This window comes from Pseudomonas sp. FG43, assembly GCF_057809175.1.
In genome coordinates, this window is the sequence record NZ_JBMDJL010000015.1 from 136,169 (window position 1) to 150,236 (window position 14,068).

General features: G+C 57.3%; 11 protein-coding genes. 6 read left to right on the top strand and 5 right to left on the bottom strand.

Annotated elements, in window-relative coordinates; translation table 11 throughout:
- Positions 1–293 precede the first annotated feature (293 nt).
- Together ACODS3_RS18085 and ACODS3_RS18090 are read left to right on the top strand one after the other, a co-directional pair.
- On the top strand, positions 294–1,238 hold the full coding sequence (locus ACODS3_RS18085) for an alpha/beta hydrolase (RefSeq protein WP_489035574.1): 945 nt from the start codon (positions 294–296) through the stop codon (positions 1,236–1,238).
- A 38-nt stretch (positions 1,239–1,276) separates the two neighbouring features.
- Positions 1,277–1,747, top strand: coding sequence for a MaoC family dehydratase (locus ACODS3_RS18090; RefSeq protein ID WP_025261438.1), 471 nt, complete (start codon positions 1,277–1,279; stop codon positions 1,745–1,747).
- Between the two features lie 161 nt (positions 1,748–1,908).
- Here ACODS3_RS18090 and ccoM read toward each other — a convergent pair whose 3' ends face one another.
- The 3 genes from ccoM to ACODS3_RS18105 all read right to left on the bottom strand — a co-directional run bounded on the left by ccoM (position 1,909) and on the right by ACODS3_RS18105 (position 2,758).
- The gene (ccoM, locus tag ACODS3_RS18095; protein ID WP_025261439.1) at positions 1,909–2,019 is read right to left on the bottom strand and encodes a cytochrome c oxidase subunit CcoM; all 111 of its coding nucleotides are present in this window, start codon (positions 2,017–2,019) and stop codon (positions 1,909–1,911) included.
- 159 nt (positions 2,020–2,178) lie between these two features.
- Positions 2,179–2,337, bottom strand: a complete 159-nt coding sequence (locus tag ACODS3_RS18100; RefSeq protein WP_201000060.1) for a hypothetical protein — start codon at positions 2,335–2,337, stop codon at positions 2,179–2,181.
- 82 nt (positions 2,338–2,419) lie between these two features.
- Positions 2,420–2,758, bottom strand: a complete 339-nt coding sequence (locus ACODS3_RS18105; protein ID WP_201000061.1) for an aspartate-semialdehyde dehydrogenase — start codon at positions 2,756–2,758, stop codon at positions 2,420–2,422.
- A gap of 215 nt (positions 2,759–2,973) precedes the next feature.
- Between ACODS3_RS18105 and rapA the strand changes: the two genes are divergently transcribed.
- The gene (gene rapA / locus ACODS3_RS18110; protein WP_489035577.1) at positions 2,974–5,820 is read left to right on the top strand and encodes an RNA polymerase-associated protein RapA; all 2,847 of its coding nucleotides are present in this window, start codon (positions 2,974–2,976) and stop codon (positions 5,818–5,820) included.
- A gap of 67 nt (positions 5,821–5,887) precedes the next feature.
- Here rapA and ACODS3_RS18115 read toward each other — a convergent pair whose 3' ends face one another.
- Positions 5,888–7,225, bottom strand: coding sequence for a spinster family MFS transporter (locus ACODS3_RS18115; RefSeq protein ID WP_489035579.1), 1,338 nt, complete (start codon positions 7,223–7,225; stop codon positions 5,888–5,890).
- 233 nt (positions 7,226–7,458) lie between these two features.
- Here ACODS3_RS18115 and ACODS3_RS18120 point away from each other — a divergent pair, with 233 nt between their 5' ends.
- Together ACODS3_RS18120 and ACODS3_RS18125 are read left to right on the top strand one after the other, a co-directional pair.
- Entirely contained in the window at positions 7,459–9,771 is a 2,313-nt protein-coding gene (locus ACODS3_RS18120; protein ID WP_201017319.1) for a putative bifunctional diguanylate cyclase/phosphodiesterase, read from the top strand.
- 264 nt (positions 9,772–10,035) lie between these two features.
- Complete coding sequence (locus ACODS3_RS18125; RefSeq protein ID WP_405046183.1) at positions 10,036–12,096, top strand: hypothetical protein; 2,061 nt, start codon at positions 10,036–10,038, stop codon at positions 12,094–12,096.
- Positions 12,097–12,153: 57 nt separating this feature from the next.
- Here ACODS3_RS18125 and ACODS3_RS18130 read toward each other — a convergent pair whose 3' ends face one another.
- Positions 12,154–12,459, bottom strand: coding sequence for a DUF2288 domain-containing protein (locus ACODS3_RS18130; protein WP_489035581.1), 306 nt, complete (start codon positions 12,457–12,459; stop codon positions 12,154–12,156).
- A 331-nt stretch (positions 12,460–12,790) separates the two neighbouring features.
- Here ACODS3_RS18130 and ACODS3_RS18135 point away from each other — a divergent pair, with 331 nt between their 5' ends.
- The gene (locus tag ACODS3_RS18135; RefSeq protein ID WP_489035583.1) at positions 12,791–13,918 is read left to right on the top strand and encodes a branched-chain amino acid ABC transporter substrate-binding protein; all 1,128 of its coding nucleotides are present in this window, start codon (positions 12,791–12,793) and stop codon (positions 13,916–13,918) included.
- The last annotated feature ends 150 nt before the right edge of the window (positions 13,919–14,068 follow it).

The following is a 14,068-nucleotide window of genomic DNA, read 5'->3' on the forward strand; positions in this document are numbered from 1 at the left end:
AAAAAAGCCCTCACCAGTCACATTCATGACTCTTGAATAGCAAAACGTCATTTTTAGAGCAATGATTCTATTTGTTACGAATGTAACTGAAAACAGGGGGCCAAACGCCCCGCCCCATATCCTGCAATTCTTTCTTCTAAACGCTGCGTCCATGCGCGGACAACCACTATTCCCCTCTCCAATACCTGCTGCAGGCCACCGTGAATCTTGCAGTCGGACAACCTGAAGTCGTCATCGGCGATACACTGAATGAACACCTCATTCGGGCATCGATCCAGACTCGGGAAATAACCATGAACCACGAAGCCTTCTGGCTCGATGCCAGTGATAACACCCGCCTGCATGTCAATGCATGGCTTCCGGCAGATACGCCAAAAGCCGTCGTGATGCTGTCTCACGGCATGGCAGAACACGGTGGTCGTTATGAAAGGCTGGGCACGGCACTGAATGTGGCTGGCATCGCGTTGTATGCCCATGATCAGCGAGGACACGGGCTGACGGCCGCCAACGGGGAACAGGGTCATTTCGCGGACAAGGACGGCTGGAGCAAAGTGGTGGGCGACCTGGCAACCCTGAGCCAGACCATTGGCCAGAAACACCCTGGCCTGCCGCTGTTCCTGCTGGGCCACAGCATGGGTAGCTACATTGCCCAGGCGTATCTGATGCACCACGGCGCCAGCCTGCAAGGCGCGATTCTCAGTGGCTCGAATTTCCAGCCGGTTTCGCTCTATCGCAGTGCTCGCCAGATTGCGCGCCTGGAACGCTGGCGCCAGGGGCCCAAGGGGCGTAGCGCCCTGATCGAATGGCTGTCGTTCGGCTCGTTCAACAAGGCATTCAAACCGGCACGCACACGCTTCGACTGGCTCAGCCGCGACCATGAAGAAGTCGACAAGTACCTCTTCGATCCTCTTTGCGGTTTTCGCTGCACCAATCAGTTATGGTTCGATCTGCTCGGCGGGCTGCAGAAAATCAGCAAGCCGTCCAACCTGAAACAGATCGACCCGGGCCTGCCGTTGCTGATAATTGGCGGCGAATGTGATCCGGTGAGCGATGGGAAGCGTCTGAAAGATCTTGCTCATGCATTGGGAAAGGCAGGTCATCAAGTCCTGCAACTTGAGATCTACCCCGAGGCGCGACATGAACTGCTCAATGAAACCAATCGCGATGACGTTACCCGTGATTTGATCGACTGGCTGCTGCGCTCACTCGAACAACCACGTCCGCACCGGGCCGAATGACTCCTCCCGGTCTAAATATCCATTTTCAGGACAGCCACATGACCCAGGTCACCAACACACCTTACGAAGCACTTGAAGTCGGTCAGACTGCCAGCTACAGCAAAACGGTGGAAGAACGTGATATTCAGCTGTTCGCCGCGATGTCGGGCGATCACAACCCGGTCCATCTGGACGCCGAATATGCTTCAAAGACCATGTTCAAGGAGCGTATCGCTCATGGCATGTTCAGTGGTGCGTTGATCAGTGCGGCAGTGGCCTGCGAGTTGCCTGGACCGGGCACTATCTATATCGGCCAGCAGATGAGCTTCCAGAAGCCGGTGAAACTGGGCGATACCCTGACCGTACGCCTGGAAATCCTGGAAAAGCTGCCGAAATTCCGCGTGCGCATCGCGACCCGCGTATTCAACCAGAACGATGAGCTGGTGGTGGATGGCGAAGCGGAAATCCTTGCTCCTCGCAAGCAGCAGACCGTTGACCTGACCGTGCTGCCGGAAATCACCTTCGGCTGATAGTAGAAGCCAATTCATTCGCGAAGACCCATTGAATCCGATAAAGATATGTCGTGCTCGATGCTGTCTCGCGAATGAATTCGTTGGCTTTTTTCAAAAAAAATGGGCAACCGAAGTCGCCCTAAATGCCTTGCGTGCTCTTGTTATGGAAGGCCTGAGCCTTACTTGCGCTTTTGCGAGTCCTTCCAGATGAAAAGTCCGAAGCCTGCGAAGAAAACAAGCATCAGGCCGACGGTGACGACACCTGCGACAACCACATTGTCCAGAAACATAACTTCGCCTCCTGCTCTGCCCTGTTCGATGGAGCTAGATTAACCAGAACGGCGCGCAAAGAAATTGACCCAGATCAGTTGTCCATAAGCTCGGCAGGTGAGCGTGTGGGCAACTGATCTGGGTCAACGGATCTGAAGCGGGATCTGAAACAGGAGGTATCAGCGTTTTTTCGGTTTCTTGCCGGGCTTTTTCTTGCCACTCAATGGCATGGCCTGTTCAAAGGCGTTGCGCACTTCATTAAGGCGTTTATCGTTCAGGTCGTGAACACGCTTGGCACGCTCAGCATTCAGATCGATCAGCTTTTCATCTTCGCTCATGACTCGCAGCTCTCGGACACTCGGTATCAGGGCCAATAATGCTCAATCGCAACGGCGATGACCAGCGAGGATGCGTCCTGCATCAAACCTCGACATCCACCCACAGGCCCTGACGCGGTTCATTGTCGATCAAAGGCACGACAGGCACGGTGTTGTCGGCATTCAGGGAGGTACCGGGAACGGCCAGATGCTCGATAGGCTCGCCCTCCTCTTCGTGATGCTGACGCTGTTGCTGCTGGCGTTGTTGCTCTTCACGCAGCAGCAAGGCGCTTCTCTCGGTGTCTTCGTTGCGAAGGTCGATAGTGGTTTCGCTGGAACCTGGTTGAACCGGTGCGACAGGTGGTATGTCCGGCATACGCTTGGCCGGGTCCAATTGCGACGTCACGGGTACCACACTCAGCGGAAGCGTCGGTTGCAGCATGATTTTCGTCTCCTGTTATCGGGCTTTCGGCTGCCACTCCGTCGACTTGAAGGCCATTTTGGAAAACTTTTCGACTATGTTTTAAGTAATAAGTGCCCACAGGGAGGTATTTGTCAGATTTACGGCCAATAACAGGTGTTTTTTCACTCCTGTCTTTGGCTTCAGTGCGTGTTCCGTTAACATAGTCGGCTTTTCAAAAGCGGGAGTCAGGCAGCATGGCGCAGCAGTATCAACCGGGGCAACGCTGGATTAGCGACAGCGAAGCCGAGCTGGGTTTAGGCACCGTTCTGGCACAGGATGGCCGCTTATTGACCGTGCTCTATCCGGCCACTGGCGACACGCGCCAGTACGCACTGCGTAATGCTCCATTGACCCGGGTACGCTTTTCTCCGGGTGATGTGATTACGCACTTCGAGAACTGGAAGATGACCGTGCGCGAAGTCGAGGATGTCGACGGGCTGCTGGTCTACCACGGCCTCAATGCGCAGAACGAGGCAGTCACCCTGCCGGAAACCCAGTTATCGAACTTCATCCAGTTCCGTCTGGCCACCGACCGCCTGTTTGCCGGCCAGATCGACCCGCTGGCGTGGTTCTCGCTGCGTTACAACACCCTTGAGCACACCAGCCGCCAGTTGCAGTCTTCCCTGTGGGGCCTGGGCGGCGTGCGCGCCCAACCTATCGCTCACCAGTTGCACATTGCCCGTGAAGTCGCCGACCGTATCGCACCACGGGTCTTGCTGGCTGACGAAGTGGGTCTGGGTAAAACCATCGAAGCAGGCCTGGTGATCCATCGCCAACTGCTGTCCGGCCGTGCCAGCCGCGTGCTGATCCTGGTCCCGGAAAACCTTCAGCACCAGTGGCTGGTGGAAATGCGTCGCCGCTTCAACCTTCAGGTCGCACTGTTCGACTCGGAGCGCTTCATCGAAAGCGATGCTGGCAACCCTTTCGAGGACACCCAACTGGCGCTGGTCGCGCTGGAGTGGCTGGTCGAAGACGAAAAAGCCCAGGACGCCCTGTTCGCCGCGGGCTGGGACCTGATGGTGGTCGACGAAGCCCACCACCTGGTCTGGCATGAAGAAAAGGTCAGCCCCGAATACTCGCTGGTCGAGCAACTGGCCGAAGTCATTCCCGGCGTCCTGCTGCTGACCGCAACCCCGGAACAACTGGGCCAGGACAGCCACTTTGCCCGTCTGCGCCTGCTGGACCCGAACCGCTTCCATGACCTGCAAGCCTTCCGTGCCGAAAGCGAGAACTATCGCCCGGTAGCCGAAGCCGTGCAGGAGCTTCTGGACAAAGGCAAACTGTCGGCCAGTGCGCACAAGACCATTCATGGTTTCCTGGGTGCCGAAGGCGAAACCCTGCTGAGCGCCGTGAACGCTGGCGATGAAGAAGCCAAGGCGCGCCTGATCCGCGAACTGCTGGATCGCCATGGCACCGGCCGGGTCCTTTTCCGTAATACCCGCGCAGCCGTGCAGGGTTTCCCTGAGCGTCAGTTGCATCAGTATCCGTTGCCCTGCCCTGCCGAATATCTGGAACTGCCGCTGGGCGAGCATGCCGATCTGTACCCGGAAGTCAGCTTCCAGTCGCAACCGGAGATCACCGAAGAAGAACGCTGGTGGCGCTTCGATCCGCGGGTCGACTGGCTGATCGACACACTCAAGATGCTCAAGCGCGTCAAGGTGCTGGTCATCTGCGCCCACGCCGAAACCGCCATGGATCTGGAAGACGCGCTGCGTGTGCGCTCCGGCATCCCGGCAACCGTGTTCCATGAAGGCATGAACATTCTGGAGCGCGACCGCGCAGCGGCCTATTTCGCCGATGAAGAATTCGGCGCGCAGGTTCTGATCTGTTCGGAAATCGGCAGTGAAGGCCGCAACTTCCAGTTCTCCCATCATCTGGTGCTGTTCGACCTGCCAGCGCACCCGGACCTGCTGGAGCAGCGTATCGGCCGTCTGGACCGTATCGGCCAGAAACACACCATCGAGCTGCACGTGCCATTCCTGGAAACCAGCCCGCAAGCGCGTCTTTTCCAGTGGTATCACGAAGCGCTCAATGCCTTCCTCAATACCTGCCCGACCGGCAACGCCCTGCAACACCAGTTCGGCCCGCGCCTGCTGCCGTTGCTGGAAAGCGGTGACGACGATGAGTGGCAGAGCCTGATCAACGAAGCCCGTACCGAGCGTGAGCGTCTGGAAAGCGAACTGCATACCGGCCGTGACCGTCTGCTGGAACTCAACTCCGGTGGCGCTGGCGAAGGCGAGGCTCTGGTGGAAGCGATTCTGGAACAGGACGATCAGTTCACCCTGCCGATCTACATGGAAACCCTGTTCGACGCCTTCGGTATCGACAGCGAAGATCATTCGGAAAACGCCCTGATCCTCAAGCCGAGCGAAAAAATGCTCGACGCCAGCTTCCCGCTGGGCGACGACGAAGGCGTGACCATCACGTACGATCGCAACCAGGCGCTGTCTCGCGAAGACATGCAGTTCATCACCTGGGAACACCCGATGGTTCAGGGCGGCATGGATCTGGTGCTGTCCGGCTCGATGGGCAACACCTCGGTGGCGCTGATCAAGAACAAGGCGCTCAAGCCTGGCACCGTACTGCTGGAACTGATCTACGTCAGCGAAGTGGTCGCGCCGCGCTCCCTGCAACTGGGCCGCTACCTGCCGCCTGCTGCACTGCGCTGCCTGCTGGATGCAAACGGCAACGATCTGGCCAGCCGCGTCTCGTTCAGCACCTTGAACGATCAACTGGAAAGCGTGCCACGGGCCAGCGCCAACAAGTTCATCCAGGCACAGCGCGACGTGCTGACGCCCAAGATCAACGCCGGTGAAGAGCGTATCGCCCCCAAACACGCCGAGCGCGTGGCCGAGGCACAACGTCGTCTGGCAGCCGATACCGAGGAAGAACTGGCGCGTCTGACTGCCTTGCAAGCCGTCAACCCGACCGTACGCGACAGCGAACTGGTCGCCCTGCGCAGCCAACGCGAACAAGGCCTGGCAATGCTTGAAAAAGCAGCACTGCGCCTGGAAGCGATTCGGGTGCTGGTGGCGGGCTGATAGCCTGTTCGCGAATGAGTTCGCCCCTACGCCCCGGTAGGAGCGAATTCATTCGCGAAAGGCACACCTACACAGGACTCACCATCCTGTCCGTCATCCGCCTGGCATCTCTGGTGAAACAACGGGTTGCCAGCAGCAGAAACACCAGGGTCATGCCCAGGGTAACCGGGATCAGGTACATCGCATCGTGCAACCCGGTGGCCTTGAAGCTTTCATCCATCTGCACAGCTCCCGCCAGCGTCATCGCTTCATGGGCATAGTGATCCGACAGCCAGCCGACCACTACCGGCCCAAGCCCTCCACCCAACAGGTATAACCCGGCAAAGAACAACGCCATGGCCGTCGCCCGCAGGCGCGGTTCCACCACGTCCTGGATGGCGGTGTAGACACAGGTATAGAAGTTATAGGCAAACAGCCAGCCTATGCTGAATACCGCGACAAACACGCCGATCTCGACCCGTCCCGCGTGCAAGGCATAGCCCGTTGCCAACGTGGCGACCAGCATGCTGAACGCCGCAAACAGCAGCCGCCCGTTAGGCGAGCGCTGGTGCAGTTTGTCCGCGATCAGGCCGCCCAGTGTCAGGCCGACCAGGCCGGTGACGCCGACAATGATCCCGGTTGCCACAGCCGCTTCCTGCAAGGACACCTGAAAGTAGCGTTGCAGCATCGGCACCATGAACGAGTTGCAGGCATAGGTCGCGAAGTTGAAAGTCAGCCCGGCCAGGACCAGCCAGCAAAAGGTCGGGATCGACAACACCCGGCGAACCGGCTTTTCGATCTTCTCCTCGGACATCTGCACACTTTCGGCAGCGCCACGCTTGGGCTCACGAATAAAGAAGATGAACACCGCCAGAATCAGGCCGGGCACCGCTGCAATAAAGAATGGCGCCCGCCAGCTGTCGAACGCCTTGACCATTGCGCCGATTGTAAAGAACGCCAGCAGAAGCCCCAACGGCAGGCCCAGCATGAAAATGCCTATGGCCCGTGAGCGACGATGGGCCGGGAACAGATCACCGATCAATGAGTTGGCCGCTGGCGCATAGCTGGCTTCGCCGATCCCGACGCCCATGCGCACCAGCAGGAACGTCCAGAAACTGTTGGCCATCCCGTTGACCGCCGTCAGCCCGCTCCAGACAGCAAGCCCCCAACCCATGAGTTTCTTGCGCGAACCGGTGTCGGCCATTCGCCCAAGAGGCAAGCCGGCAATCGCATAGACCAGGGTGAACGCCGTGCCCAGCAGTCCCAGCTGGAAATCACTCAGATGCCATTCCTTGCGAATGGGCTCGGTGATAATCGCCGGAATCGCTCGATCGAAGAAGTTGAACAGGTTGGCCAGAAATAGCAGAAACAAGACACGCCAGGCATTGGAGGCCTGAATAGAGTTGTCTGTCGGGGTGTTGTTCATGAGGCATCCATCCCTTTTTTCTGTCTACTCTAGAGCCCCTCTGCCAAACCGACTGTAAACATTCGTAAAAGGCCGGAAATATTGAAATCCGGCTTTTTATAACCATTGGTTATTGAGTCAATTCCATTTTTTTGAGTGTTGACACTGGCAGGTTTTTTACAGCCTCTATACTCACCACTATTCGCCAGGCTTAGCGCCTTGGTGAACCCTGGTAGTGAACAATAGGGCTCGCTATGGAATGGCTCGGTTTGAATATGTTTGTCGGCTTCCCGGCAAACGGGCAATTACTGATCAACTGCAGTCATAACTTGTTTCTGGTAGCGCTAGCCTACGGGGTGGCGTGCGCAGCCTGTTTTGCAACACTGGATATTGCGGACCGGGTCATTCAGGTCGAGGCGACAAAGAGCCGTCGTGTCTGGAAGGCTCTGGCTGCGCTTTGCCTGGCCGGCGGTATCTGGGCCATGCATTTCATCAGCATGCTGGCTTTCCAGGCCCCGCTGAAAATCAGCTACGACCTGCCCATCACCGTTTCGTCCCTGCTGATCGTGCTGGTCGCCGGCCTGTTCGCGGTCAAGGCGCTGAGCATGGAAACCCTGACCCTCAAGCGTTGCCTGCTCACCTCCCTGATCATGGGGCTGGCGATCAGCGCCATGCATTACGTCGGCATGGCGGCAATGCAGTCCGATGCCACCCAGTATTACGAACCGGGCATGTTCGCCCTGTCGGTTCTGGTCGCCATCGTGGCCAGTCTGGCGCTGTTGACCCTTTCCAGGCACCTGCGCCACCACAGCGGGATGTTTCATCAGATGTTCAGGTACGGCGTCAGCCTGTTGCTCGGCGCAGGCTTGTTGACCATGCACCTGATGGGAATGGAAGCACTGCAACTGGTGCTGCCCCTCGAAGCGCAATTACAGATACCCAATACCGAAAACAGCCAGCAACTGGGCCTGACCATCGCAATCATTACCTTGCTGATCATCGCCGGGAGCATCAGTGCCGCGATGGCCGACAAGAAGCTGCAAAGCAAGGAGCATGACCTGCAACGGGTCAACGCCCTGCTCAGCCAACTGGATCAGGCCCGTGTTTCCTTGCAGCAGGTTGCACACTACGACCCTCTGACCAACCTGATAAACCGGCGCGGCTTCAACCAGATATTCGGGGAGAAACTGCTGGAGCACAGTGTCAGCAATGGCATGCTGGCCGTGATGTTTCTGGATATCGACCATTTCAAGCGCATCAACGACAGCCTGGGCCATGACGCCGGGGATGAACTGCTCAAGGTAATTGCCGAACGTATCCGTAGCGCAACGCGGATACAGGATGTGGTCGCCCGGTTCGGCGGCGATGAGTTCTGCATCCTGCTCAGTATTCCCGACTACGAAGAGGCGCGGCATCTGGCTTATCGGGTCATGCAGAAGATGAAGGAAACCATCGCGCTGGCAGGCCGGCGCATGGTGATGACCACCAGTATCGGTATCGCGGTCTTCCCCCGTGACGGTTCAACCTGCGACGAACTGCTCAAGCACGCGGATCTGGCGCTTTATCAATCCAAGGGCAACGGCCGTAACCGGGTCAATTTCTTCAGCCCGGCCCTCAAGACCAAAGCCAGCCTGGAGCTGCATCTTGAGGAAGAGCTGCGCAATGCCTTGCGCGAAGAGACCGGCCTGCAGGTTTACTACCAACCCATCGTCGACCTGCGAACCGGGCATGTGGCCAAACTTGAAGCCCTGGTGCGCTGGCATCATCCGCAACATGGCTTGCTCATACCCGACCGTTTCATCGGAATTGCCGAAGCCAACGGGCTGATCGCCGAGCTTGATAACTGGGTATTGCGCCGTGCCTGCAAGGATCTGGGCGCCCTGCGTCTGGACGGGTTCGACAAGATGATCATTGCCGTGAACTGCTCGGCACTCAATCTGGCCAGGGATGAACTGGCCGATGAAGTCGAGCAGGCTTTGAGTGAAGCCAATGTTTCCCCTGGTCGCCTGGAACTGGAAGTGACCGAAAACGCCCTGATGGGCAACATCAGCAATACCATCTTGATGCTCAAGCACATTCGCAGCCTCGGCGTATCGCTTTCCATCGACGACTTCGGCACCGGTTACTCATCGCTTGCCTATCTGAAACGCCTGCCGCTGGACACCCTGAAGATCGACCGCTCGTTCATCATCGACATTCCCCAATCGCCGCAGGACATGGAAATTGTTCAGGCGATTATCGTCATGGCTCACACATTACGCCTGAAAGTCGTCACAGAAGGCGTGGAAACCCCGGCACAACTGGAGTTCCTCAGCCAGTACGGCTGCGACTATGTGCAAGGCTATCTTTTCAGCAAGCCTCAACCCCTGGAACGCTTGCTGCCTCTGGTCAAGCAGATGAACCAGCGCGAACCTGCCAGCCTGTTGCCAAACGCGCTCATGCTTGAAAGCAGGGATCTGGATAAAGACACCCCCTACTCACTCGACCTTTTCAGTGAACTGCCCGGCAGTGAAAACCTGCAAATGCGTAACGCCAGCCGCACAAAACGCTCCCGTTGGTCGGATTAAAGAACCAGAAGGCCATGCCGATTCAGTACCCATGACAAGGGACTCCCGTGCCTTGTCAGCAGCGCTGAATGTCGTTCTTTCTTCCTTTGAGATGGCCCGATGCTGTTTATCGAGCGGCCATCCTTTCCAGACCAATGGCGCACGATGACTAAAAAAATCAATACTTCAGATGTGGTAGCCGAGACCGTCTATAACAACCAGAACGATAAAGTGGCAGCCAATAGCCGCGCTTATCGCACCCAGAGCACTCCCACCCAGCAATACATGTACTTCACCGAAACAGACACCGACCGGATTCTCGATAATCTCGACGGCCTGCGAGACATGGTTTTCCCGCCCTCGCCCCATGTCGAAGAAAACGCCATGCGCCGGGACCAGCAGTTTCCCTCCGTATGCCTGATCGGTCTGGGTCGTTGTGGCTCCAACATTGCGCTGGATGTAGCCGAACTGGTTTACAACGCGCGCAAGTTCTACCTCAATCAGTTCAACAACGAAGACCGGCTTGCCAACGAAAAGAGCTACAACCCTGGCCGCTGGATTCGCAATAACCTGCGCCTGGTACAGAACAAGGCAAGCAAGCCGGTGTTTCTGGTCGAGCCGCTGGTGATGCTGGGCGATCTGGACAAAGACATTGCCGGACGCATCCGCTTCTCCCGCAAGGGCGAGAAAAACGGCTTTATCAGCGACTACAGCAAAATGAAGATCATGGACCTGTCCGAAGTCCATGCCGGTGGTGCGGGCAACGCCCCGATCCTGGGCCAGTATCTGGCCAAGATCATCCTGAACAAGGACACCAGCCACTTCTCCAGCCCCGACTGGAAGCTGATCCACTCGTACCTGATAGATTCCTGCGGGATCAAGGCCAACCAGTCGCGCCTGTATTTCTACATCTTCAGTGCCGGCGGCGGTACCGGTTCGGGCATGGCTTCGGAGTTCGGGCTGGCCCAGCAATACTCGTACATGAACAAGACGTTCGATACCCGGCCTACCAACGAAAATGACAGCAAGCGCGGCCGCTCCTTTGTGTTCGAGCCGATCTTCACCAGCGGCATCTGTGTACTGCCGAACATTTCGGACCACCGCAGCGAAATGTCCGAAGCCCTGCACATCAACGCTGGACGCCTGCTCTGCAAGTATCTGGCTGAAGAATGGGACTTCTCGTACAACTTCGAGAATGAAGACAGCAGCGAAGCCAGCGTGATGGGCCGTATCCGGCCATGGAACGCAATGATGCTGATCTCCAACGACATCATGCGTTACGCCGAAGAGAGCGATGACGGCAACATCGAGAATATCGACGTCAACGCCATGGAGCGTCACGCCAACCAGTACATCTCGCAGCAGATCTTCAACATTCTGACCGCTCAGGCCGTCACCACCGACTACGACCAGAACTATTTCCGGCGTGCCGGGATCGACATCGGCGAAACCATTCGCCTGGATGCAAACGACCTGTTCATGAGCCTCGCAGGCCCGGTGGCGATTGCTTATGCAGAATCCGTGGTGCCGGAAACACCCGCGCCGGGTTCGGACAAGTTCAAGGTGTTCGAGAAAGATCCACCACGCCTGAACATCGACGATCTGTTCTTCCGCTCCATCGACCTGCCCCACTTCAACAAGGTCACTCAGGCCATCGAAGGCATCAGCCTGTTGCCCATCGAGTCACGCCGCTATCGCTCGGCCCTCGATCAATACAAGACCTCGGGCTATGACGCTGCGGCGCTGCACGACCTGCACTTCTTCAAGAACTGCTCGTCGGTGGTTTCCATCGTCTCGCTGCCCAAGGACTACAAGCTGTCCTATATGGACCTGAACCGGCTCAAGACTCACCTCAACAGCCTGTTCCCCAACACCACGCTCAAGCGCTACGCGCTGGTCATCGGCGCTTCGGCCAACCTGTCGCTGACCACGCTGATCGCGAAAAGCCCGTGCCTGTCGGACGACTTTCTGACCCTGATCGTGGCGTTCATCAAGCGCTGCTTCGCGAAGACTCCATTCCGCTTCGATGACACGCTGGATAACTCGATCATCGATTTCATCATGAGCGAGGAGTTCGACGAGGAGCGTATCGACGATCTGCTCAACGAGTACGAAAACCCGGCCAAGATCCTCGATACCAACTGGTATGCGATCAAGCCGATGTACGAGAAGAAGTATCGCGAGCTGATCGATGAGAAATCCAGGTTCGTCTCGATCAACGATATCCGGATCTCTCGCGAAAGCGTGAAGAAGGCTATCAAGTACCTGCGCGAGATCTACCGCCACCGTATCGGCAAGACCCGCGTCATCTCGCTCAATCAGTACACGGGCAGAACCGAATACTGATGAGGGTGTGCCTTCGCGGGCCTATTGCGTCGCGAAGGCACCATTGCAGTGCGCGAGCTAGTCGGCCGCCTTGTTCTGGATCAGTACCCAGGGCGCTACCACTACGGCCCAAAGCAGCGGATCGCTTTCCACAAGTTCCATCGCCTTTGACTCAGACACCTTGCCGACCTGTCCGCCGGTCAGCCAGGCGGAAACCCTGCTGGCGTCATTTTCGGCAACGGCCTCGGCAACTTCGATCAGATCCAGCGGTTCCTCGACCCACAACAGGGCACCCTTGGCAAAGAATGGTTGCAATTCTTTCCAGGTAATCGAAGCGGTTTCGCCAAGCAGTTTGGCATAGAGGGTGCTAGGTTCTTGCGTCATGGGTTTCACCAAAAGAAAAATCGGCGCAATGATAGCGCTGCCTTTTCCGCAGACAAGCCCGGATGCATGCCATTGATCGCAACAGAGTTACATGGGAGTCCATGAAATGGGGGTCGAATTCATGGGCTTAAATGGTTGGATTATGTAACTTTCTTTCGATTAAGCGACATCCATCGATTTCCTTCCCCGCACCCAGCTTTTCAAGCCATCGACCGGCGCTCTAAACTGTTCCGGTACAGTTGGCAGAGTGGGAAGGCGATCGGTCATCAAGTCCGATCCTGCAGCTTTAGCCATCAGGATTATAAAAACTACAACGCAAGAGTGGAGCATCATGACTAAGGGTACCAAGAAGCTTTCGAAGCTGTTTGCCGCATTGGTTATGGCGGGAGTTGCCAGCCATTCGTTCGCAGCCGACACCATCAAGATCGGCATCGCAGGTCCAAAGACCGGCGCAGTCGCTCAGTACGGCGACATGCAGTTCAGCGGCGCGAAAATGGCCATCGAGCAGATCAACGCCAAGGGCGGCGTTGATGGCAAGAAGCTTGAAGCGGTCGAATACGACGACGCCTGCGACCCGAAACAAGCGGTTGCCGTGGCCAACAAGATCGTCAACGACGGCGTGAAGTTCGTCATCGGCCACTTGTGCTCCAGCTCGGCTCAACCGGCCTCGGACGTCTACGAAGACGAAGGCATCATCATGGTGACTCCAGCGGCTACCAGCCCGGACATCACTTCCCGTGGCTACAAGCTGGTGTTCCGCACCATCGGTCTGGACAGCGCTCAAGGCCCGGCCGCAGGCGACTACATTGCCAAGCAGGTCAAGCCGAAAGTCGTTGCCGTCATCCACGACAAGCAGCAGTACGGTGAAGGCATCGCCACAGCCGTCAAGCAGACCCTGGAAAAAGACGGCGTCAAAGTCGCTCTGTTTGAAGGCATCAATGCTGGCGACAAGGACTTCTCTTCGCTCATCGCCAAGATGAAGCAAGCCAACGTCGACTTCGTCTACTACGGCGGCTACCACCCGGAGCTGGGTCTGATCCTGCGTCAATCCCAGGAAAAAGGCCTGAAAGCCGGTTTCATGGGCCCTGAAGGCGTCGGCAACGCTTCGATCTCGCAGATCGCCCAGGATGCTTCCGAAGGCCTGCTGGTCACCTTGCCAGCCTCGTTCGACCAGGACCCGGCCAACAAGGCGCTGGTTGAAGCCTTCAAAGCCAAGAAAGAAGATCCGAGCGGCCCGTTCGTGTTCCCGTCCTACTCCGCGGTGACCGTGATTGCCGATGCAATCAAGATCGCCAAGAGCGAAGACACCGACAAAGTCGCTGCTGCCCTGCGTGCCAACATCTTCAAGACTCCGACCGGCGACCTGGCATTCGATGCCAAGGGCGACCTGAAAGACTTCAAGTTCGTGGTCTACACCTGGCACAAGGACGGCACCAAGACCGAGGCGCCCGTGAAGTAATACACGGCCTTGATCTACACCAAAGCCCACTGCAACCGCAGTGGGCTTTGTTTTGCGAGGCGAAAGGACTCCACAAGATCCTGACGTCCCTGAATATCTTGAAACCGTTACCCGTGATTCACGAGGGTCTGTTGCCGTTTCAGCACGGCT